Annotated in this window: 25 protein-coding genes; 6 read left to right on the forward strand and 19 right to left on the reverse strand. The window is 34.6% G+C overall.

Features of this window, described 5'->3' with window-relative positions; genetic code table 11:
• Positions 1 to 2: 2 nt before the first annotated feature.
• The 5 genes from BN358_RS03645 to BN358_RS03665 form a co-directional block, all read right to left on the reverse strand.
• Positions 3 to 692 carry a TetR/AcrR family transcriptional regulator gene (locus BN358_RS03645; RefSeq protein ID WP_019227936.1) on the reverse strand — a complete coding sequence of 230 codons (690 nt, stop codon included), beginning with the start codon at positions 690 to 692 and terminating at the stop codon, positions 3 to 5.
• 232 nt (positions 693 to 924) lie between these two features.
• Positions 925 to 3,117: a flavocytochrome c gene (locus BN358_RS03650; protein ID WP_019227937.1), complete on the reverse strand. Its 2,193-nt coding sequence runs from the start codon at positions 3,115 to 3,117 to the stop codon at positions 925 to 927.
• Between the two features lie 123 nt (positions 3,118 to 3,240).
• Positions 3,241 to 4,113, reverse strand: coding sequence for a LysR family transcriptional regulator (locus tag BN358_RS03655; protein WP_019227938.1), 873 nt, complete (start codon positions 4,111 to 4,113; stop codon positions 3,241 to 3,243).
• A gap of 194 nt (positions 4,114 to 4,307) precedes the next feature.
• The gene (locus BN358_RS03660; protein WP_019227939.1) at positions 4,308 to 5,246 is read right to left on the reverse strand and encodes a substrate-binding domain-containing protein; all 939 of its coding nucleotides are present in this window, start codon (positions 5,244 to 5,246) and stop codon (positions 4,308 to 4,310) included.
• Positions 5,247 to 5,358: 112 nt separating this feature from the next.
• Positions 5,359 to 6,021 (reverse strand): HD domain-containing protein, encoded by a 663-nt coding sequence (locus tag BN358_RS03665; protein ID WP_040581960.1) that lies wholly within the window; start codon positions 6,019 to 6,021, stop codon positions 5,359 to 5,361.
• A gap of 293 nt (positions 6,022 to 6,314) precedes the next feature.
• Here BN358_RS03665 and BN358_RS03670 point away from each other — a divergent pair, with 293 nt between their 5' ends.
• Entirely contained in the window at positions 6,315 to 7,892 is a 1,578-nt protein-coding gene (locus BN358_RS03670; RefSeq protein WP_306461322.1) for an alkaline phosphatase, read from the forward strand.
• A 50-nt stretch (positions 7,893 to 7,942) separates the two neighbouring features.
• The gene (locus tag BN358_RS03675) at positions 7,943 to 8,122 is read left to right on the forward strand and encodes a hypothetical protein (protein WP_019227942.1); all 180 of its coding nucleotides are present in this window, start codon (positions 7,943 to 7,945) and stop codon (positions 8,120 to 8,122) included.
• An 85-nt stretch (positions 8,123 to 8,207) separates the two neighbouring features.
• Here the strand turns inward: BN358_RS03675 and BN358_RS03680 are convergent, their stop codons facing one another.
• Together BN358_RS03680 and BN358_RS03685 are read right to left on the reverse strand one after the other, a co-directional pair.
• Entirely contained in the window at positions 8,208 to 8,894 is a 687-nt protein-coding gene (locus BN358_RS03680) for a response regulator transcription factor (RefSeq protein ID WP_019227943.1), read from the reverse strand.
• A 178-nt stretch (positions 8,895 to 9,072) separates the two neighbouring features.
• Positions 9,073 to 10,815 (reverse strand): GGDEF domain-containing protein, encoded by a 1,743-nt coding sequence (locus BN358_RS03685; RefSeq protein ID WP_019227944.1) that lies wholly within the window; start codon positions 10,813 to 10,815, stop codon positions 9,073 to 9,075.
• A 251-nt stretch (positions 10,816 to 11,066) separates the two neighbouring features.
• Between BN358_RS03685 and BN358_RS03690 the strand changes: the two genes are divergently transcribed.
• Complete coding sequence (locus tag BN358_RS03690; protein WP_019227945.1) at positions 11,067 to 12,866, forward strand: methyl-accepting chemotaxis protein; 1,800 nt, start codon at positions 11,067 to 11,069, stop codon at positions 12,864 to 12,866.
• 57 nt (positions 12,867 to 12,923) lie between these two features.
• Here the strand turns inward: BN358_RS03690 and BN358_RS03695 are convergent, their stop codons facing one another.
• From BN358_RS03695 to BN358_RS03705, 5 genes are all read right to left on the reverse strand, one after another.
• Positions 12,924 to 13,217 carry an AraC family transcriptional regulator gene (locus BN358_RS03695; protein ID WP_019227946.1) on the reverse strand — a complete coding sequence of 98 codons (294 nt, stop codon included), beginning with the start codon at positions 13,215 to 13,217 and terminating at the stop codon, positions 12,924 to 12,926.
• A complete protein-coding gene (locus BN358_RS25955; RefSeq protein WP_198018340.1) occupies positions 13,159 to 13,350 on the reverse strand; it encodes a hypothetical protein in 192 nt (63 codons plus the stop codon). The genes BN358_RS03695 and BN358_RS25955 overlap by 59 nt, the downstream gene beginning before the upstream one ends.
• 116 nt (positions 13,351 to 13,466) lie before the next feature.
• Positions 13,467 to 14,186, reverse strand: coding sequence for an FMN-binding protein (locus tag BN358_RS22210; protein WP_306461323.1), 720 nt, complete (start codon positions 14,184 to 14,186; stop codon positions 13,467 to 13,469).
• Entirely contained in the window at positions 14,187 to 15,347 is a 1,161-nt protein-coding gene (locus tag BN358_RS03700) for an FAD-binding protein (protein ID WP_019227948.1), read from the reverse strand.
• 315 nt (positions 15,348 to 15,662) lie between these two features.
• The gene (locus tag BN358_RS03705) at positions 15,663 to 15,989 is read right to left on the reverse strand and encodes a helix-turn-helix domain-containing protein (RefSeq protein WP_019227949.1); all 327 of its coding nucleotides are present in this window, start codon (positions 15,987 to 15,989) and stop codon (positions 15,663 to 15,665) included.
• A gap of 188 nt (positions 15,990 to 16,177) precedes the next feature.
• Here BN358_RS03705 and BN358_RS03710 point away from each other — a divergent pair, with 188 nt between their 5' ends.
• Positions 16,178 to 16,582: a pyridoxamine 5'-phosphate oxidase family protein gene (locus tag BN358_RS03710; protein ID WP_019227950.1), complete on the forward strand. Its 405-nt coding sequence runs from the start codon at positions 16,178 to 16,180 to the stop codon at positions 16,580 to 16,582.
• A gap of 57 nt (positions 16,583 to 16,639) precedes the next feature.
• Here BN358_RS03710 and BN358_RS03715 read toward each other — a convergent pair whose 3' ends face one another.
• The 6 genes from BN358_RS03715 to BN358_RS03735 all read right to left on the reverse strand — a co-directional run bounded on the left by BN358_RS03715 (position 16,640) and on the right by BN358_RS03735 (position 21,459).
• Positions 16,640 to 17,110 carry a GNAT family N-acetyltransferase gene (locus BN358_RS03715; RefSeq protein ID WP_019227951.1) on the reverse strand — a complete coding sequence of 157 codons (471 nt, stop codon included), beginning with the start codon at positions 17,108 to 17,110 and terminating at the stop codon, positions 16,640 to 16,642.
• On the reverse strand, positions 17,107 to 19,365 hold the full coding sequence (locus BN358_RS27430) for a hypothetical protein (RefSeq protein WP_019227952.1): 2,259 nt from the start codon (positions 19,363 to 19,365) through the stop codon (positions 17,107 to 17,109). The genes BN358_RS03715 and BN358_RS27430 overlap by 4 nt, the downstream gene beginning before the upstream one ends.
• Before the next feature lie 27 nt (positions 19,366 to 19,392).
• Entirely contained in the window at positions 19,393 to 19,521 is a 129-nt protein-coding gene (locus BN358_RS28270; protein ID WP_019227953.1) for a hypothetical protein, read from the reverse strand.
• Between the two features lie 84 nt (positions 19,522 to 19,605).
• Positions 19,606 to 20,181 (reverse strand): hypothetical protein, encoded by a 576-nt coding sequence (locus tag BN358_RS03725; protein WP_019227954.1) that lies wholly within the window; start codon positions 20,179 to 20,181, stop codon positions 19,606 to 19,608.
• A 65-nt stretch (positions 20,182 to 20,246) separates the two neighbouring features.
• Complete coding sequence (locus BN358_RS03730; protein ID WP_019227955.1) at positions 20,247 to 20,828, reverse strand: flavodoxin family protein; 582 nt, start codon at positions 20,826 to 20,828, stop codon at positions 20,247 to 20,249.
• 94 nt (positions 20,829 to 20,922) lie between these two features.
• Entirely contained in the window at positions 20,923 to 21,459 is a 537-nt protein-coding gene (locus BN358_RS03735; protein WP_019227956.1) for a hypothetical protein, read from the reverse strand.
• 158 nt (positions 21,460 to 21,617) lie between these two features.
• Between BN358_RS03735 and BN358_RS03740 the strand changes: the two genes are divergently transcribed.
• Positions 21,618 to 22,175, forward strand: a complete 558-nt coding sequence (locus BN358_RS03740; protein WP_019227957.1) for a TetR/AcrR family transcriptional regulator — start codon at positions 21,618 to 21,620, stop codon at positions 22,173 to 22,175.
• A 77-nt stretch (positions 22,176 to 22,252) separates the two neighbouring features.
• On the forward strand, positions 22,253 to 22,927 hold the full coding sequence (locus BN358_RS03745; protein WP_019227958.1) for a hypothetical protein: 675 nt from the start codon (positions 22,253 to 22,255) through the stop codon (positions 22,925 to 22,927).
• A 14-nt stretch (positions 22,928 to 22,941) separates the two neighbouring features.
• Here the strand turns inward: BN358_RS03745 and BN358_RS03750 are convergent, their stop codons facing one another.
• Entirely contained in the window at positions 22,942 to 23,316 is a 375-nt protein-coding gene (locus BN358_RS03750; RefSeq protein ID WP_019227959.1) for a hypothetical protein, read from the reverse strand.
• Positions 23,317 to 23,399 lie beyond the last annotated feature (83 nt).

The raw sequence follows: 23,399 nt of genomic DNA on the forward strand, positions 1-23,399 counted from the left end.
GATTATTTTATTTTTATATTAAAATTCTTTTCCATCTTTATGTCAATATTATCATACACTGTCTTTGATTCCTGCAGTATCATGCTTATTTCGCTTTTTTCCAGTCCCAGCATCTTCAGATACATTTCACATTCCTTTTCAGCAATGTATTCATGAGAACAATCAATATGTCCCTCGCTGTGAACAATTATCAATCCGCTTATTATTGAAGAAAGACTGCTCTGGTAAATTTGTCTATCCACCTCGCTTAAACAAATATCATGTTTCTTTTCCAGATATTCATAAATGGTGTTGCCCCTGATGGCTCTTACTATCCAGTTTTCTCCCAGTGTCAATATGTTTTCCAGAGAAACTTCCTTCATAAAACGTCTGTAATTTTCATTGAGACGTCTAAAAGAATTAAAAGCCCTGGTTTCCACTGCAAATAATACAAGCGGATTCACATCTACATTTGTTTCTTTTAATTTGCACGTTATTTTTTCTGTTATTGTGGTATTGAATTGATTTACAATGTGCAGCGCTAAATTTCCCTTGCTCTGGAAATAATATGATACCAAAGCTCTGTTTACATTTGCTGCTTCAGAGATATTTCCTATTGACGTGTTATAATAACCCTTTTCATAAAAAAGAGTTTTTGCAGTGTCAAATATATTTTGTTTTGTTTCATTGTAATCCGCAGCTTTAGTTTCCATTTTATCTCCTGATTTTCACACAAAAATCTTATAAGTTAAGTTAATGTATGTTGATGAATTAAAAACAGCACATATATAATTATATCCATAAAAAAACAAAATGTAAATGTTTATATGCAATAACAATTTCCCTTACTTTTCTGATTTCTTAATAATAAAAACCTCCAAACAGAGCATTTAAAATACATCAGTCCAGAGGTTTTGCTTGCTAATTACTTAAATTTATTTCTATTTACTTCTTATTTGCAGCATTATATCCTGCAATTCTTCCAAATACAACAGTATCATCAACTGCATTGCCGCCTACACGGTTTCCTCCATGGATTCCTCCGGTTACTTCTCCCGCAGCATACAATCCTTCAACAATAGAACCGTCTTTATAAATAACGTGTGTTTCAGCATCTATTTCAACGCCTCCCATAGTATGGTGAGCAGACGGAACACGTTTTGCAGCAAAGAAAGGTCCTTCATCAATTGTTTCAACAAGCAGCTTTCTTCCTGTGAGTTCATCAGTGCCTGTTTCAACATACTTGTTGTAGTCATTTACGCTGGCAACAAGATTTTCCTTAGGAACACCAATCAATCCAGCTAACTCTTCTAAACTTTCAGCCCTGTACAAATATCCGCCTTTTATAAAGTTTTCTGCTTCAGCACTTTTAGGATCGATATTTTTAGAATCGTGGATCATCCAATAGAATCCGCCTTCTTGTTCTATGATAGCATTGCACATTACATCACGACGTCCATCTTCTGCTACAAATCTGTCACCGTTAGAGTTCACAAATATAACTTCGTCAGAGTTTCTTCCCTTGTAAGGTATAACTCCTTTTGTAGAACCTGTAAATGCATTACCCAGGTGCAGCAGTTGTATTTGTTCCATATGAATTAAGTTCACTCCTATTTCACGAGCCATAATTATACCATCACCAGTTATTGCTTTTAAGTTAGTAGTTAAAACTTTATCGCTTAAATCTTTCCATTTTTCACCTTCGCAGTATTCCTGGCGCAGTTCAACATTTCCTGCAAATCCACCGGTTGCTAAAATAACACCATTATTTGCATTCACGGTATATTTATTGCCAAACTTATCAGTTGCTTTTACTCCAACAACCTTTTTCCCTTCCATAATTAATGTATCCGCTGGTGTTTCCATCATTATAGTAACCTTGTCACCATACTTCTCCAACGTTTCAACATAAGCATTAATAAATCCGGAACCGCTAGGTTTAACAGCACCATGAGTTCTTTGATACAGAGAACCTGCGCCTTGTGTCAGTTTGTCATTGAATTCAACGCCAATGTTTTCCAGCCATGTAAAGCCATCATATGCATTATTGCACATAATATCAACCAATTCTTTATTTGCAACTTTATCTCCAGAGTTCCAAGTTTGAAGAGCAAACCATGATGATGAGTCAAACAATCCAACTGAACCATTAGCTTTCCACGTTTCATAGTCAGCCTTCACAGCGGCAATGGCAGCAGCATGCACTTCATTTGCAGGTTCAGTATTAATAGCTGTTTCTATTGTTTTCTTAACCGCTTCACTCATTTCCATTTTTGATTGCTTTTCTTCGTCCGGAGCATTGTAAATTCCACCAAACACCGTTAAATTTCCGCCTAAGAACGGTGCTTTTTCAAGCACGATTACAGATGAACCCTGCTCTGCTGCAGAAATAGCTGATACAAGGCCAGCTCCGCCTCCACCTATAACAACTACATCGGCTGTCTTTGTTATTTCCTGTTGAGTCACATTTTCTTTTGCTTTTGAAATATTCAGCGCATCAATATCAGCACCGGATTTTTCAAGAGCATTTCCTACAGCACTTAAAATGGCTTTAGAACTTACTGTTGCACCTGATACTGTATCAACAGCTAAAGATTGTTCTTTTAATATTTCAGAAATAACTGTATCTCTTGCAGCGTCAAATAATATGGGTGTTTCATTTTGCTGAGCAATTTTAATGTCAGTAATTTCTTTTTCAGTCACTGTAACATCTACTACAACCGTAGAAGTATTTCCATATGCTTCACCTGAATATGTTCCCGGTGTAAAGGACAAGACTGTTTCAACTTCACCATTTGCTTCCTTTAAAGCTGCTCTTGCTGCTGATTTTACAGCATTGCTTGTTATAGTAGCCCCTGTAATTCCGTCAACATCTGCAGAATTTGCAGCCACCATCAATTTCGGCAGTTCTTCAATTGCCTTGCTTCCAATACCGTTTGTTTCATTTGGACCTTCAGCCTTTACATCATAAATTACTCCATCTTTTAATGTTACAGTTACTGTAACATCTCCTCCAAAACCTTTTGCAACCTTTGTGTAAGATTCTGTCTTAACTTCATTAGCTGCTTCTTTGCTGCATCCTGCTATGCTCAGTACCATCATAACACACAGCAGTATGCTTATAATTTTTCTCTTCATCGTATCTCCTCCCTTGAATTACGTCTAGCTTAAAGCTGTATATATTTTAACATACAAAAATAGCATATAGAAATGCCTATAATGCATTTAAATATGCCATCTATAAAAAAATGTAATAGATTATTATGCAAGCAATTGCATGAGTTTATTAATTGATGGGTTTTTTTGATCCTTCTTCCATATGCACAAAAGGCCAAAATTTTCTTTGCTGTCTGATACAGGAATTAATTTAAATTCTTCTTGATCAACAACTGCAAGTTTACAGGATGCAAATCCTAAAGCGTTATGTAAAATTGATAAAGTCATTATATCTCCCATTTTTTTACCGTAAGCCACAAATTCCGGTTTAAACCCATTCTTTTCACAAACCATAGAATGTGAATCATTTATTAACGGTGTTTCATCCGGACACCATCCAATAAATTTCTGATTTATCAAATCATTAAAGTTAACAAAATTACGATGAAACAGTTCGTTTTTATTAGGTATAAGTACATAAAGCTGACTTTTCTGCAATTTGAATGCATTAAAGTCATTAAAACTCGTTATGGAAGCCTCAGGAATAATGGCCATATCAATTTCATCTGACATTAGTTTTTCGTTTGTTCTAGCCAATGTATCATATTCTGTTTCTATTTTTATTGTATTACTGTTTGGTATTTGACTTAATTTTTTATTGAATACTGCTAAATGACCATATATAACATATCCGATTTTGACAGGGTTTTTAAATTGTTGATTGGAATTAGTTACTTTCTCAACCAATGTATCACAATGTTTTATTATTTTTTTTGCTTCAGCCAGGCAAACTTCTCCCTCCTCCGTTAATTCAACAGAACGGCTGTTCCTTATAAATAATCTGCATCCTAATTTATTTTCAAGTTCGGATATTGAACGGCTTAGCGCTGGCTGTGTAATAAAACATTCTTCTGCTGACCTGGTATAGCTTTTCGTTCCAGCTAAATTTACAAAATATTTCAATGATTGCAGTTTCATGTTATTAGCTCCTGATGTTATCATTATTTGTTAGCTATATCACAAACTATTATAGTTGACATTAGGATCTCATGTCAATGAATCCTTGTTAAAAATGCTAAAATTTACAAGTAATTTTACTCATACCTATAACTTCAAAAAAAGACAAAGCATATTAATATGCTTTGTCTTTGTATATTATTGGATGGTAACTACTATTTTATATCAGACCACTTTGTGATTTCACCGGTGTATATTTTTGTAATATTTTCTGATGAAATGTCTGTCATAGGATTTTCATTGTTCAGTATTACTGCAATACCGTCAATTGCAAGCGTGTGTTCATTTAATTGTGATTTTTCGTCATCTTTCAACTTTCTCGAACTCATTCCTATGTCATAAGAACCATCAATAGCTGATTTAATTCCTTGTGATGAACCATTTGACTGCATTTCAAATGTTACATTTGGGTTAAGTTCTTTGTATGCTTCCTGCAGCACTTCCATCAATGGTGTTACTGAAGTAGAACCTGCAACCTTAATAGTTCCTGACAAGCCGGATGCTTTGTATTCTACAGGTCCATCTACTGATGCTATGTAATGTTTTTTTTCAACTAATTGTTGTCCTTGAACAGATTCTGTAAAGCTGATGAAATCCTTGACCAGGTCGCTTTCAGTTCCTTTTGTTACTAATAAGAAAGGTCTTGCTACTGAATATTTTCCGCTTTTTACATTTTCAATGGTTGCTTCAACTCCGTCTACGCTTGCTGCTGTTATTCTTTCACTTACTGAACCGAGAGAAATATATCCGATTCCATACTTGTCTCCTTCAACAGCAGTTATAACCTTGTCTGTACCATCAAATTCCAACGCTCCGGTTACAAGTTTGTCAACTTCAGTGTCTCCTTCTTTAACCTTGATTTTCATAAGTTCATGAAAAGCTCCTCTTGTTCCGGAAGCTGCATCTCTTGCAACTACTGTTATAGCGTTCTCTGAGTCAAAATCTGATATAGGTTCAGATTGCTTAACTGAATTTTGTTCTGCTGCAGGCTGTGAAGCTGGTTGTGCTTGAGTTTCATTTTTTGCACACCCTACAAATGCCATTGACATTATTAATACTGTGGATACTATTGATAATATTTTTTTTGCCTTCATTAATTTCTATCTCCTTTGATTTTTTATCTTGAACTAAATATATCTCCTTCAAGTAAAAGTTAAATTGTTTAAATGTAAATATTAAGTAATTTTTTTATATATTTTTGTTTACTTACAAAAGCTCCACTTCATTTATTACCAGTTTAAACCTCAACTTTAAATATTCTGCGGCCTTTCTACAAAGCAGCATTCTTCCTAAAAATATTTCAAAATAGTCCATAACTGCGCATATTTTTGTATCAATCGTCAAGTTCAGCACTATTTCATTATTTTCTACATTTAATATAAGGTTTGACTTTTCCACAGAATAATTGACTCTGTCATGTATATCAAATGTTGAAAAATCTCTGTTCCTTACTCTTGAACGACGCACATCACTTTTATCTGCCAATATTAATGCTGAGGCAACTTCATTTACAGGAACTGCCGTAGACTCATCATGATTGCCTACAGCTGAAATAATTGTTGCAATTTCAGCCACATCCATACCCATATTATCCAATATTCGAAATGCCATTATTGCTCCTGTCTGAGCATGATCTATTCTGTTTACAACATTGCCAATATCATGCATGTAGCCGGCAATGCTTGCAAGTTCCGTGGTTCTTTCATCATACCCAAGTTTTTCAAGTATGTCCTTTGCTTCACTTGCTGTCTTAGTAACATGAGCAAATGAATGCTCTGTATATCCTAAAGCAGCAAGTGAATCATCCGCTTTTTTAATATATGTGTTTATTTCTTTGCTGTTTTTTATGTCTTCAAAATTAATCATAATTTAATCCTTTCAACTAATATTTTATAAATTTACTATAAAGTTGAATTGTATAAACTAATCAACCTTATGGTAAAAACAAAGTAAAATTGCTTATTTTCATAGTCTTTCTGCAAAAATCAAAAAAATACAATTAACATAAGCATCCTTTACCAATAAAAAACATATTTTTTACAGCCATGCCTAAGTCTTTTTACAAACTGCCTATATAATTGCATTAATTACAATATTAGGAGGAAATTATGAAGTTAAACAAGATTATAAGCGGGTTGCTGGCAGCGGCAATGACATTTACAATGACAGAAAGCGTACTGGCGGCAGGTATAAATGATGTACATGTTCAAAATGAAGTAAAAAATGTTATTTTGCTCATACCTGACGGAATGAGTACCGGCGCACTGACATTGTCAAGATGGTACAATGGAGGAAATGAACTTAATTTGGACAGTATGGCATCAGGTCTGGTCAGAACTTATTCTTCCGATGCTCCCATAGCAGATTCAGCACCTGCAGGAACAGCAATGGCAACAGGATATAAATCACATACAGGTTTTGTTGGAGTATTGCCTGATGTAAATTCAATGCCCGGTCTTGAGCAACTAAATCCAGATGATAAAAGAAAACCTGTGGCAACAATACTTGAAGCAGCGCAGCTTGACGGAAAGGCAACAGGAATAATAGCAACAAGCGAAATAATGCATGCAACACCTGCTGATTTTACAGCACATGACCCAAGCAGAAAAAACTATGATTCAATTTCTGAACAGCAGGTTTATCAGGAACTTAATGTAGTAATTGGTTCAGGTTCAAAATTTTTCGCTGAAGAAAACAGAAAAGACAATGAAGATCTTATTGCTGAAATAAAGAAAAATTATCAGTACGTTACTTCTCCAGCTGAACTGAGAAATATAACTAAAGGAAATCTTTGGGCAATGTTTGCTCCTTCAGCATTAGCTTATGATTTTGACCGCGACCCTGCAAAAGAACCTTCCATTGAAGAAATGACTAAAAAAGCAATTGAACTGCTGTCTCAGGATGAAGATGGATTCTTTCTGATGGTTGAAGGAAGCAAGGTTGACTGGGCAGCCCATGCAAATGACCCTATAGGCGTAATTTCTGATGTACTGGCATTTGACAAGGCCGTGGGTGTAGCACTGGATTTTGCAAAAGCTGATGGAAATACACTTGTAATTGCAGCAACTGACCATGGAAACAGCGGAATATCAATAGGAAACAGTTCAACTAACAACAGCTATGACAAAACACCTCTCTCAGCATTCATCAATCCTTTAAAACGCGCTTCATTAACAGGCGAAGGAATTGCTTCAAAGCTTAATGCTGATCGTTCAAATGTAGCAGAAGTTATGTCACAATACTACGGAATTAATGATTTGACAGCTGAAGAAATTGAAGCAATAAAAAATACCGAGGACGGAGATATGAATTATACTGTAGGTCCTATGATCGGCAAAAGAGCAAATATAGGATTTACAACAAAAGGCCATACCGGAGAAGATGTGACTCTTTATGTATATGCACCTGCAAACATAAGCCAACTGACAGGTACAGTTGAGAACACTGATATCGCAGTATATATGGAAAAATCAATGGGTTTGGACTTAGATCAGGCAACTGACAGGCTCTTTGTGAAAGCAAGAGATGTTTTCGAATCAAAAGGAGCAAAAGTTGAATTTAATAATTCAGATGTTAACAACCCTGTATTGACTGTTGAAAAAGACAATATAAAAGTTGAACTTCCTGTAAATAAAAACATTGCTTATGTAAACGGCAAAGAAGTTAACCTTGAAGGTGTTGTTGTCTTTAACGGAATTAACGTATATGTGCCTCAAAGTGCTGCAGACTTAATAAAATAACAAAATATCTTAGATATCAGCAATTACAATAATAAAATATGGAGGATAATATGGGCATGACACATGATGAATTTAAAACTGCTTTTATGAAAGATCTGGCAGATAGAAAAAAGCAGCAGGACAAGGAGTATGACAACTACTACTCAATTGTGATGTACAGAGTTAAAAAAAGCAAAAATACTTTTAAAAAAACAAGGATTTCAACAATGTACCAGGCCGAAAACTTCTGATAATGAATAAGTATTTTGAATGTTGATATCATCAATATAAAATCCGCTTCAGATATTTCCGAAGCGGATTTTTATGTACCAGCCATTATTTATCTTCAATTATAAATCCTGCACTTCTTACTGTTTTTATTATGTCGTGACAGCCAGCTTCACCAAGTTTACGCCTTATGGAACTGATGTACATATTTACTGCGCGTTTTTCTCCTTTATAATTGCATCCCCAGATTTTATCAATCATTTTATCTCTTGAAAGAACTATGCCCTTGTTCATTACAAGATAGTAAAAAAGTTCAAATTCCTTATTGCTTAAGCTTACATAATTACTTTCATATCTTATTTCCCTTTTATTGTAATCAAGAAAAATTCCGTTACATTCCATGTGCTTTTGCCCAGCAGCTGTCTTCATAACGATTCTTAAAACAGCATTTAGCCTAGCAATGAGCTCTAACATACCAAATGGCTTTGTTACTACATCATCTGCACCCAAATCCAGCAACTTCACCTTTACTTCTACTGATGAAGCTGCCACTAAAATTATTACTGGTATATCCATGTACCGCTTATCATTTTTTAAAGTTTGCAAAATGGCAGTACCATCTTCTTCATGAAGCATTATGTCAAGAAGTATCAAATCAGGAACTGATTTCTTTAGTTTCTCCTTAAGGACTTGATAATCTGAAATGCTTGAAACTTCATAATTTACTGTTTTCAAGGCACAAGTCAGCAATTCTCTTAAACTATTATCATCTTCTACGCAGTATATAAGTTTCATTTTTTCTCCTAATATATTATTAGCCCACCTCTATTAAAGGTAAATATATTATATTTCAGTAAAATTAAAAGCATGGGTATGTTAAAATCTAGTAAAAATAAAAACAGCTGTTTCATTAAATTGGTATAAGCAGCTGTTTTATATAGAAATTATAGTTAAGTTTAAATTTATCTGAAGATTAGCTTATTAGTTTTAATCGTTGCTTTGCACGTTTTTTTAAAGCTGCCAACTCTCCTGTCAAATCAACAATATCTGTAAAATTATATTTATTATTGCTTATTACGACACATGTCAATGTGCTCAATGGGAACTTTTCTATTTCCCCCCTTCTGTTGGCAGTTACAATATATCCATTTTCAATATCATTGCTGCTGTAGAAATCCAGTACGCTTCTTTCAAACTCATTCTTAATATATGCAAAGTAATCACTGCAAACACATTTATTAACTATTATTACAAAATCATCACCGCCTACGTGACCGATAAAATAAAAATCATCATTGTGTTTTCTTAAGATGTCAGACAAAAGTTTAATTACACTATCTCCTTTTTCGAATCCATAAACATCATTATATGCCTTAAAATTATCTATATCCAAATATGCAACGCTGTATTCTGAAAAATTAAGAAGTGCCTGGTTTAAAGTTTGTTCTATGATAATGTTGCCTGGAAGGCCTGATAACGGATTTTGATGTTTTGCTGCAGAAACTTCCAATTCCGTTGTCTTTTGAAGCAGATCTTTTATGGTGACAGTTCCAATAAACTTATTGTTCTCTGTAACCACTATTAAATCATACAGCTTGTCATTGGTTCGTTCCATCGCTGAATCGGAAACAACATTTATGGGAGTGTCATGTTCAACATTTAAAAATTCCTTATCCATTATATCTGATATACATTTGTTTTTGTATAGTGAATATCCATAATTTCCGCTCAATTTAAGTGCAATTTTTTCTTTTGTAACTATACCAATTGGTTTACCATTGTCTACTACACATAACCCTTGGCAGTCATCATTTCTTATGATGTTTTCATAAACAATACTCACCCTTTCATCAGGTGATACTATATAAGAAGCCTTAGCTAGGTTTTTTATGTATATATTCGATGTAACCCCATTAGATATGTGGTTCTTTCTTGAATTTATTTCTATGATTGACTTTAGTACGGATTGGTCAATATCTCTAATATTTTCTTCAGGTTTTTGAAAGTAATATCCTTGTCCATATTGAACACCCAGATTAATAATTGTTTCCAGTTCATCATATGTTTCTATTCCTTCGGCTATAATTGATATGTTTGATGCTTTTGAAAATTCAACCATACCCTTGACCAATGAAAATTTTAATCTGTCCTTGCTTATGCCTCGAATCAGATTCATATCCAGCTTAATGAAATGAGGATTTACATCACTTATGAGATTTAATCCTGAATAACCGGATCCTGCATCATCAATTGCAATGCTGTAATCCTGATTTTTGTAATATGATATGGTTGATTTAAAACTGCTGATATCCGTTATTACATTCTTTTCTGTTATTTCAAAAATAATGCTCTTGGGATCGATGTTGTATTGTTTTAAGAAATCTTTGGTAAATCCCCTCTTAAATGTCTCATCATGCATTATACATGGATTTACATTTATAAATAGTTTCTTGCTGTACGGCGGAATCATGAATATGAAGGCAGCTTCCAGGGCTTTTGTCCTGCATAAAAGCTCTAATTGCCATAAGCAGTTGTACTTTACTGCTGCATTAAACAACATATCCGGATTTTTTATTTCGCTTTCACATGTTATCCTGCTAAGTGCTTCATGACCATATACTCCTCCATCCCTTAGAGATACAATAGGCTGAAAAACAGTCCTTATTTTTTTGTTATCAATCACATAATCCAATGCTTCTTTTATTTTATCTGACATTTGCTTAACTCCGTATGCAATAGTAATATTTTAAATTTTACCATATTTAAAATAATATAATATTCAATTAGTTGTAATTTTTTCGTAAATTGCATGTAAAAGAGTAATTAAAACACTCTCCTTTGAAAATTCCATGTATCTAAATGTGAAACAATACACAATTTTTACATTTTTTAATACGTGTGTTTACAAATCTCGTTTACATTATATCAATGAGACAATCTTTAATTCATATTCGAGAGGAGATAATTATGTACAAAAAAGTTCAAGAACTGAAAAAAAACGTAAATTATAAATCCATAAATACATTCATCAAAAGACTTCGAAGATTAATCCCTGATAAAACCAAATCAAAAAAAACTGAATTTGAAATTTCAGAAGATAAAAAAATAAGATTCAATGACTTAAAACTAGGAACAAAGCTTACAATTTCATTTGCATTGTTAATATTGCTTTTTATTATTCCAATTTCCATAAGTCTTTACAACTTTAATGATGCCGCTGAATTACTCAGTAATACAAATGAAGTAACAGTACCAGAAATATATCTGGCATCTTCAGTGTCAAAAAGCCTAAAGGACATTGAAAAAAATCTGTATGCCTCAACATTAACAGACAATATTACTAAAAAGGAAGAATACATTTCCATCAGCAGAGATTTATATAATCAAATGACTTCTAACATGAAGGACTTAGAAATACTGCTTGTTACTGACACAGATAAAGTTAAAGATACATTAAAACTTCTGGAAAAAGAAGCAGTAATCAGGGATGAGGTTATGAATCTCAAATATAAAAGCGATGCTACAAGGCTAATTTTCAATTCATATGAGCCTGTTGTAAATGATATCAATAAAAATCTAAATGAAATAACAGATGGAATAAATCTCAGATTACAGGAGGACGCACATACATCAAATAGAAGTGTAAGATTTTCATTTCTATTAACTGTATCAATTACCATGGCTGCAGTTTTCTTAGGTTTTATTATTACCAGAATAATAACAAACAGTATAGTATCACCCGTCAACGAAATTGAGGGATTGGCTAAATCCTTATCAGAAGGCAACTTAAATTACAAAATAACATATACATCAAAGAATGAACTGGGCAAATTAGCTGAAAATATGAGAAAATCAATTAATACATTAATTTTATACATAAAAGAAATAGATGAAGTAATGAGTGAAATATCAAAAGGTAATTTTAATGTAAAAATAAGCCAAAGTTTTAACGGACACTTTGAAAGGATAGAGCATTCAATTTCGGAATCTGCACACATGCTTTCAAAAACAATAAAAAATATAAACGGATTATCTTCAGTAGTATCAAACAAATCAGAAAATATATTATTAAATTCTCAGAAAATTTCAAAAGGCGTTACTGAGCAGGCTAATTCAATAGAAGAGTCATCTGCAGCAATTGAAGAAATCTCCGTCCATATAAAAGACACTGCCAAAAACACTTCTATTGCAAGCAATAAGTTAATTGCTATAGGCAACGAAATTACTGCCTGCAATAAAAGAATGGAAGAGATGGTTGCTGCAATGACGGAGATAAATATCAAATCAAATGAAGTAGGAAAAATAATTAAACTCATTGATGACATAGCATTTCAGACTAATATTCTTGCACTGAATGCTGCAGTTGAAGCAGCACATGCAGGTTCTGCAGGCAAAGGATTTGCCGTAGTTGCAGATGAAGTGAGAAATCTTGCAGTCAGAAGTGCTGAAGCTGCCAAAAAAACATCCATTCTTATAGAAGAAACAGTAAAAGCTGTAACAAATGGAAATGAAATTGCCGATAAAACTGCTTTAACGCTTAAAAACATTGTAGTTAGTTCAAAAGATGCAGCTAGTACAGTAGAAGAAATTTCGAAAGCATCAGAAGAACAATCTGTTGCAATTGAACAAATTAAAGTTGGAATAGAACAAATCGCCGCAGTTGTACAAGTTAATTCTGCAGCTGCAGATAATGCCTCAGAAGAATGTGACGATTTGTTTACTCAGACAAATATGCTTAATGATTTATTGTGCGGGTTTAGTTTTTAAAAAGGCGCCGACTGTACAGTCAGCGCCTATGTGAGCTAATAACTAAGAGACCTGAATTTACTCTCTGTTGTACTCATGATATTGCTGAGGTGTTACCCCCACATGTTTTTTGAAGATTTTTCCGAAATAATTTGCATCCTTAAACCCCACAGAGTTTGCAATTTCAAATACCTTCATTTCGCTTTCACTTAATAGTTTTTTTGACTTTTCAATCCTTAGTCTTGTAAGGTACTGCGGAATGCTCATTCCGATTTCTTTATTGAAAATTTCACTCAAATAAGTAGGCACAACTTTAACATGGGCAGCAATATCGTCCGGTAAGCAATATGTAATAATCGCTGAACCTGACATTCAATTCAGCGCCGCAATGTGAAATAAGCTCACTCTTTACATATTCTTCCTTTTGTCCAATGACGATTTCATTCAGTAAAATCATCCGGACAAATTCATTGTTATTCCTGAATCCTTGGTCAATATAATCCATAAATTGCCTCCATGTTAATATTATAACATAATGCAACAAAAAACCCTCAGTATTTTTCTTTGGGTTTTTTGTCACTTGAAGGGTATGTGAAATCAGATTTCTGCTATTAGCATATACTATTTAACTTTCGACAATGCATCCTTCACTGCCTCGATTATTGCTTTGCTTGTAACAGTTGCACCGGAAATTGTATCAACATCTGCAGACTGAGCTTCAACAATGGCTGATGGAACATCGGAAATAGCCTTATCTGATATGTTAGGTGTTTCGCTGTGCTTCAAGACTTCTACAGAAGCTATCTTTGTTCCGTCCATAGTCACCTTAACTGTCAGGGTGCCCCCCATGCCTGAACCTTCGCCTGAATATTCATTTTCACCCAGTTTTATATCCTCTTCAGCATTAAGATCTGATGGTATTGTATTTTCCACAACTGTAACAGGAGCGTCATCTTTTGCCTTAGCTGCGTTTTTTCCTGAAATTCGTCCAAAGAATATACACTCAGCCAGGTTTCCACCGCCATTATATATATCAGCATACACTGAGCCAAGTTCTCCAGCACTGTACAAATGCGGAATAGGGTTACCGTCCAGGTCAAGCACTTCCCCATTCTCGTTACGAACAGGACCTCCCTGAGTATTGGTGAATGATGGCACAAGTTTTAAAGCATAGTATGGACCGCTTTCGGAAAGAGATTTAAGGTTTTCAGGAGCACGGTCAAATTGAGGGGCATCCTGGTCTGCGCAATATGAATTATATTCAGATACCTGATTCGTGAGGCCTTCAGCATTAACGCCTATTTTTTCTGCAAGTTCCTTTATTGAATCAGCTTTAACAATTCAGCCCTTTTCAATTTCTTCAGAACTGTCCTTGCTCCAGGACGGATATATTGGTCCTTCCAGACGAGCAGCTTCATCAAATACAGCATAGGCAGGAGACGGAATCTGCATTGAAACCCATGTGCCGCTGTTGTTTATGTGTCCGTGTCTTGGAAAAAATGCCTCATTGACAAAACGGGTACCGTCAGAACCTACAAATATTATACTCTTCTTATTAAATCCATATAACTGCAATGCATACCCGAATGTGGTTTCACTGTTGGGATCCTTGAAATTCAGGTCAGGTCCGGACAAAGTGCTCATGTGCCACAAATCAGCTCCAGCCTTCATAGCCATTTTTATTCCGTCCCCTGTGTTGTAATGAGCGCCTTTAGAGAAACATTCCGGCATTTGTGTATAATTTTCTACCATTGTTTCATTGTTTTCAAATCCTCCGGTAGCAAGAACTACACCATTTTGTGCACGGACGTTCAATGTCTTTCCGTCCTTATCAACTTTAATTCCAAGAACTATTTTGCTTTCTGGATCCTGAATCAATTCTGTTCCAGGAGCCTCAAACCATACATCAATATTGTCCTTGTGTTCTGCTACATTCTTTTTGAAAAGACTCCAGAATTTGCCTGTGAATACTTCTTTTTCATCAATTATTACTGAGCTGATTCCATCAGAACCCGGTGCTTCAGGATATTCTATTAAAGGATATTCTATTATTTCTTTTGCGCCGTGGGCAGTGAGCCATTCTCTTATTGCCATGCTGCCGTCAACTATGGTTTCAACTATTGCATCGCTTTGATTGTCATAACCTCCGCGGATTGCTTTAAAGTAAGTCAGGGCTTTTTCCCTATCTGTTGGAGCCGGTATTATCTGTGCCGCATATTTTGTGTTTCCGCCTTCCTGTCCTTCAGGTGCTTTTTCAAGAAGCAATACTTTAGCTCCTTCTTCAGCAGCTGTTAAACTGGCTACAGCTCCTGCTCCTCCATAACCTACAACAACTACATCGTATGCAGCATCCCATTTTATTGTATCCGCATAGGACTTTACTTCTGGTTCAGCAGCTGCTGGTTCTTCAGCTGCAGTTTGTTTTTCCTGAGCGCAAGCTGCAAGTGAAAACATCATAACTACAACCATTACTAATGAAATCAATTGTTTGAAGCTTTTCATTTTGTTTTCTCCCCTTATGTATAATTTTGTTACATATGTTAATATAGTAACATTGTTGCAGAGTTTTGGTAGAGTAAAGAATTATAAACATAAGGAAAATATTAGGTTTTTTCAAATAAAGTTCTTATTTTTATTGTTTTTTGCTTTTATATGATGTATTGGCATTCAAATTCTTTGCTGCCCAACCTGTTAATTACATAACTCAATTTGTATTTAATTGAATAATATAGGGTTGTTTTGTTTAGTTTATTATTTAAATGACATAAAAATAAACCAACATTCATTGATTGGCGACCAGGTTTCCAGAAATACTCACTATTCTTTTGTAATTTTTTCTTTATATTGCTGACCCCATAAAAACATGGAATCAAGTATGGGTTTTAAGCTGTTTCCTGTTTCCGTCAGCGAATACTCCACCCTTGGAGGTATTTCTGCATATGCTTTTCTGTTAACAAGCCCGTCTTCCTCCATATCTCTCAGTTGTTGTGTAAGAACCTTCTGACTTATTGAGCCGATGGATTTTTTTAATTCCCCAAAACGCTTGGTTCCTTCTATTAAGTCTCTCAGTATAAGTATCTTCCACTTGTCGCCTATGATGGACAGCGTTGCTTCAACCGGGCAAAGCGGCATTTCTTTTTTCATTGTTCCTCCCATTAGTTACCTTGAGGTACCTACAGCACTTCAAGGTGCTTACTTGCGTTTATATACCGTTGGCATTATTATATACATGTGGCCGTAAATAATCAAACAAAGAAATATTATTTATTTGGTTATAATATTGATTGTACAAAGTGAAAAACTTACTAATTGTCAACGTAAAGGAGAAAAAAATGAATGAAGCAATAAAATTTATTAAAGAAAACCCGGTGATGTACTTTTCTACAGTTGGGCTGGACAGCAATCCCAAGGTTCGCCCATTCCAATTTATGTTTGAAAAAGAAGGAAAGCTCTACTTCTGCACCAGCAACCAAAAGGATGTATATGCTGAAATAAAAAATCACCCTGTTGTCGAACTGACAACCTGCAATTCAAATTTCGCATGGATCAGATTAAGCGGTAAGGCCGCTTTTGTATCAGATGCCGGAATAAAAAAAGATGTTCTTGAAAGCAGCGAACTGGTAAAATCCATATACAAGACACCTGACAATCCAACATTCGAAGTATTTTACCTGGAAAGTGCAAAAGCAACAATTGCAGATTTTTCCGGCAATCCTCCCAAGGAATATTCTCTTTAAACAAAAACCTCACTTGCCCTATGTCAAGGAGAAGTGAGGTTGAATTATTTTAACTCATTAATTAAAATATCTGACAAAAAAATGCATGTCTTCGGATTTGTATCCCCGTTTAGTGTAGAAGTTATATGCATCAGGGTTGCTGAACTCTGACTGGAACTGCAGTCTTTTATAGCCATTTTCCTTAGCGTAATTTTCAATGCATTCCATAGCTTTTTTCCCCAACCCTTTTCTACGACACCCTTCCGACAGGAACAGGTCATCAAGTATTAAGGCCTTACCGTGAGCCCATACGCTGAATATGGTCATAAGATTGGCAAAACCAACTGTTTCATTTTCCTCTTCTACCATCATCATTGTAATTAATTCAGGACTGTTGAAGGCCTCTTCAAAAACAGATCCAAACTGTTCATCAGAAATAGTGTCAGCATTATTCCAAAACTCTTCATCGTTCAACTCATATGCCATAAATGCCCTATTCAGCCTTATCCAATTTTCCTTGTCATTAATGTTGCATAATCTAATATTCATTTCACTTCTGTTCCTCCCCATTCAACTGCGGCAAAACCGTTTCTCTTAAATGTGTTCAGTCTTTGTTCCGGAACTTCAATATAATTATCCAAAGCCTTGTATGCCATAAAAACTCTTAGTACGCTGTCCGGTTTAGGCGTAATATATAGATTTGCATTGTTTTCATAAGCAGCTGTCTGGAAAGTTATGAGATTATATTTATTATCCTTCATCAGCGGCAGCCAATACACTATAAATTCATTCAGCTCCCTTGCAGTCAATCCAAGATACTCCAGCTTATCCTGTAAAAACCTGGCGGTATCAGATCCCTTAACAACAAAACCTTGTGACATATCCCAATCAGCGGCACCTTTGCCTTCCCAATATAAATATGAGTATTCTCGTCCATCTGATTTGTTAATAAGAGTGCCGTCCGGATAAGCCGTTACATTCCATCCGTCATTATATTCAGGATATGAACAAGTCAACACTCCATTTAGTTCAATTTTAACGGATACATCTTCTTGTTTTGTGGGATACAGGTATATGACCGGTTTTGCATAGTCTCCCAGAAACCTGTACTCAAAATACTGTTTGATTGCATCATAGGAACCTAAATAATAAGAATCTACCAGGTATGCTACATTATAGCTTATCATACGTTCAGTCAATTGCAGCTTGTAGGATTTATTGTTTGGATCCGTATGAGAAAGCCAGTCACTGTACAGATTAAATGAAGAATCTTTCATATCTTCACAATAGCCTTGCTTGATTTTTCCTATTAGTTCCCATGTACCAAATGTGGATTTGTAATTTTCCCAGCTGTACATAGTGCTTGTGGTTTCCAGTCCATAAATCTCATGAGTAAATGGACTTTCTTCAAAAACCATGGGTTCTCCAAAGTAGTAATAAATGCCTTCTTTATCTTTGCTGAACACTTCTTGAAACTTCAGTTCATTTCCTTCCAATGTAAAAATGTAGTCCGTGTCAGAAACTTCTCCTGTGCTTCTGTTCTTATATGACATATTAAACCAAGCTTTGCTTCCATCTTCAAGAGTTTTTAACCCTAAGACGTTACCTAACTCGTAGATGACTGTGTGATAGTTATAAAGTGTTCCAATGTAAATGAGATTTTCATTTTCAATACGGTAAATATCAACATCAGCAGCTTCAGTGTCGTAGACTGTGTATGAAGGATCCGAAATATCAGAATATCTTGTAGCAAGAACCTCAGGTGTATTGTCAAAATCCAAATCAAGCAATGTTATGCCCAATGTGGATTCCGTGTTCAACACATCCATTTTTGACATGAGGGTGTTGTAAACGCCAAGCATCTCAGGATTCTTATCCTCTGTATTTTCAAACATAAATGACTTTGTAAGAACTCTTTCCGTATCTGTTGTAATCAATTTATAATCATCAATAGAAGCTGTGATGTTGTAGCCGGATTTAACACCATAGCTGCAGTCAATTTCACCAAATGTAAGCTGAGCATATACATAGGATGAACTTGATCTCATCAGTGTATCTTTCAATGCACCGTCAACATCAGCAACATTCAAGAAAAGTGTATCCGCCTTAATATTGAGACCATTGATGGTATAATCACAACAAGTAGCATTCGAATGATATATAGGCAAGCCGTACATGTAAGCAGGATCTATAATAACATCGAAAGTATCGCTTGTATTTCTGCGTATAAAGCAATTTAACGTTATGTTATCAACACAGTATCCATAAACAATATCCTTAACATTAACTTCTGAACTTTCATCTGTACCTTCTAAAACTAAAACCGTATTTTTCTTGATTAAATTATAAGGACTTTCAAAGCTTGAAAACGAATTTGTACCACTGTTGTCAAAATGCACAAATTCCATGTCTGAAATATTGGAATCTATGAGATTATTGTCGAATCCTTCATCAAATCCGTCACAGTACAATGCCTGACTTGAATTGCGTACAGTATCATAATATTCATCTGAAAAAACAGCTTCTGTTTCAGATACTATTTCTGTTGCGGATAAATAATCATCAAATAAGACTCTGTTTCCATCTTTTTCAGTTATCTTGATTTCATTTAACCGGTTTATATCAATTTCTTTTAGAGAAAATGTATTATTTTCTGCCGGCGAAACGTTATCCACATCGCTGTTATTAGTTATTTCTTCAACTTCGCTCATATTTTCTTTTACAGCAGCCTCATCAACTTTTTCTGTATTGCTGCAAGCCGTCAATAAAATCAAAATGCCGATCACTATCATTTTTCTGCTCATATTCATCACCCCTAATAAGCAAAAGTATTATAGAATATTATTGTCCTTTAATTCCTTTATTGCATGTTTTATAGCCAGCTTAATGACAAAATACAAAACAATCGCCGGTACAATTATAAATATTGGAAACATAAAAACACCAAGTAGTCTTGACATGTATCTTCCTCCTCTCACTTTCATGTTGATCTTTTTCTTTCATCAACTGCTCAATTTTCTTTTCCAGTTCCTCTACGTCTTCAGTTACATGTTTGTTTGGCCAATTTTAAACGCTGCAAACATAAGAAAAGCAATGATTGTAGAAGGAACAATAAATACTTTGGTATAATAAACCACATAATCTCTGACGGTGTATTTATCTCTATGATCATCCAGATAGTTTCCAATCATTGATAAGCATTCCTTTATTTGTGATGCACTGACATTATCAAATATGATATTGTTAGATCCCAGTGATATGTCAGATGTGCCTTGTAAATTTTGAGACTTATATTCCTGTATTATCTTTGATATTTCATCTCTGTTTTTTCTTACGAAACTTTTGTCTATTCCCTTGAAACAATAAAATTTAGACTTAATTACAATAGTGTAAATTATAATTAAAACTGCCGGAACAAATAACAAACTGAAGAGATAATATGCTTCAGGAGAAAATCCGGTTCCGGCCCACCTAACAGCAAAAATAACAATATATAATGAAATTATGAGAATATTGGAGTATTTCTCCGGTATAAAGTTTTTAAGTTTAAAGTCCATTGTCAGCATAATAGCCACAAAAAACAAATAAATGATTATAGTCTTAATAATTATACCTTCCATAATCCCTCCCGAACTTCTGGCAAATAATTAATCTTATAAAATGGGACAAAATTTAATTGATTTATTTAAACTTCATTGTCTATTAGCTTTCGTGCGAATGACCTGGCATGTTCTGCTTTATCATCAGACATGAACTCGGTCTTATATCCCAAGTCTCTTTCAGACAGCATGCCAAGATAACTCAGTTGTGAATGAGCACAATATCTTTTTATGCCTTCCTCAAACAAATCTGCCCCTTTTTCAGGTCTGTATCCGCAGGTTGTAATAACAGCCAGCATCTTGCCTTTCCATATGGAAGGACCCTTTTCATCTCCATAATACTTATTCATTCCATAAACTAAACGGTCCAGCACAGATTTCAAAGGAGGTGTACAATACCATGAATAAATTGGTGATGCCAAAACAATCACATCGCTGTCCAGTACTTTATCAAAAATTTCCTGCATATCATCATTGTAGCGACACCCGAAAACAGTCCAGTCCTTTTGACATCTGCGGCAGGCAGTGCAAGGCTCAATATGTTTGTCGTAAAGCCAAATAAAATCATACTTGACCTGGTTAATATCAAGTTCTTCCAAAAATGGCTTCAACAGCTGATATGTATTTCCGCTTTTCCTGGGGCTCCCCATAAGAATACAACACTTCATTTTACGTCTCCTTAAGATAGATATTATAAGATGTACTATTTAAATTAAAATATATCTTCTAAATTGCTATATGTCAATTGAATTGGATTAAAAACTAATTAACTATGGTTTTTGGATACTCAAACACTCTATAGTCTGATATTTTCCATTCATTGTCTTCTCGTTCAAGTCTTAATTGGCCTTTAGCGGAATCATCCTGCAACACACTTCCGTCATTGGAAATAAACTGAATTTTAACTTCAAAATTGTAATCTGCCTTATTTTCTTCTGCTCCAGATTCTTTTCCGGACAAATCTACATCCATCACCTGAATTGTACAATTATTTAAGGCACAATGCTGCGTAAACATGAAGTTTTGCCTGTTTTTCAAGAGTACATTGTATGCTCTGTTTGTCATTAAGGATTTGATGACTTCGTCATTTGCTTCTATAGCTTCTGCAAACTCCTTTTCATCTGCAGGTCTTAAATCCAGGAAATTATTATACTTTTCAACTTCTTCTTTATCCACCGTATACATTTCCATAAAAAACTTTTCTGCAACAGCTTGACTGTCATTGTCAACAGATTTGTCACATCCCGCCATAATGAATAGACTTAAACATAAGGTAAATAAAATCACTGTTTTTTTCATAATACCTCCCTAAAATTTGCACAACAATATATGGTAAATTAATCCTATATAATAGGACGAAAATTTTTAATAATTGTTCACTTAAATTTTTAAACAAGTATTGACAAAAATTCTTTTTTGCCATATAATGAACAATGTTCAGTTTGAAAGGAGAAAGTATGAATACAGTAGTTACTTCTAAAGAAGCTATTTTAAAGGCAAGTAAAGAAATTGCAACTGCAAAAGGGCTTCAAGCTCTCAACATGCGTGACGTTGCAAAGCACTGTAATGTTGCAGTAGGTTCGGTTTACAATTACTTTCCTTCTAAGGCAGACCTTGCAGCTGAAACAGTGGAAGATATCTGGAAAGATATATTTCATAAATTAAGCAATACTCATAATGAAAATAACTTTATAGAACGTGTAACATGGTTATTTGAAACTGTAAATAGCGGAGTAAAAGAATATCCGGCTTTCTTTACCATACATTCTGTTAATTTTGCTAATGAAGATAAAGCAAAGGGTCGCAAAGTCATGAATGAGTATTTCACTCATATGAAGAAAGGCCTGCTTCAATCATTGCAAAACGATAATAATGTAAAAAGGAATACATTTAATGAAACATTTACACAGGAGCATTTTATTGATTTTGTATTTTCAAACATCATTACATTGTTGATTAATAACCAACAGTCCTGTTATGTGTTGAATGAAATCATTAAGCGCACAATTTATTAAATAAAGATAAAGATCCCAACGGTTGTTGGGTTTTTATAAAAATCAAAATGAACAACGTTCAGTTTAAGGAGGATTTTATGCAAGCTATATTTGAAACAATATTCGATGCTGTGTACCTGATTATGGTTATTACCATAGGCATCACAATAATTTTAAAAAGTAAAGGAAACAAACAATATTTGCTGTTCGGTATCATGGCTGTGACTCTTGGAGCAGGAGATTCGTTCCATCTGATTCCTCGGGCATATGCTCTTAGCACCACTGGCCTTGATAATTTCGTCATCGCCCTTGGTATAGGAAAGTTCATCACTTCAATAACAATGACTGTATTTTATGTATTGTTATATTATGTATGGCGCTTGCGCTACAATGTAAAAGATAAAAACGGACTTACCATAACCATGTATGCACTGGCAGCATTAAGAATTTTTCTTTGCCTTTTCCCCCAGAATGCATGGACAAGTGCCACTGCTCCATTATCATGGGCAATATATCGCAACCTGCCATTTGCTGCAATGGGAATTATTATAATATTCTTGTTCTACAGCAAGTCCAAGAATACATCTGATCATGATTTTAGGTTCATGTGGCTGACAATTGTTCTCAGTTTTGCATTCTATATACCGGTAGTATTGTTTGCAGACATTATTCCGGTTATTGGAATTTTAATGATACCCAAGACATGTGCCTATGTCTGCACTGTACTGATTGGATATAAGGAGATGAAAAAAATGTCAGTAAATGCAACATAGTTCAATTAACCTTGTTAAAAAAGGTCGGTATTTATAATTAAAATACCGACTTTTTGCATTATTTGAAGAGACCTAGACTTAATCCTTAAGCACGTACTAATTACAAGATTATTTTCAGATGCAATATTTTCATATCCAGGTCTTAAACTGAAAAAAGTTTTACCAAGGTAAGCTTCATAGAAAGAGCATCCTATGATATTTCCATCATCTTCCCAAATCATATTCCTGTGGCTCATAGTCTTATCTGCCCATCCTGAAGAAAGTGCATATTCTAAAAATGGAGCAGGAACACCATTTCTCCAGTCTCTTTCATAAACATCAATCATGAATTGATATACCTTCATAAAATCCGAAAGAATCATGAATGGCCTTTTCATTATATTTTTCATATTATTCCCCTCCTATAATATCTTTTAATTAATAATTTGAATAAAAGATCAAGCATACAATGTCATAGGCAGTGTCGTAGTTA

It is taken from the genome of Sedimentibacter sp. B4 (assembly GCF_000309315.1).
Classification (GTDB): domain Bacteria; phylum Bacillota; class Clostridia; order Tissierellales; family Sedimentibacteraceae; genus Sedimentibacter; species Sedimentibacter saalensis.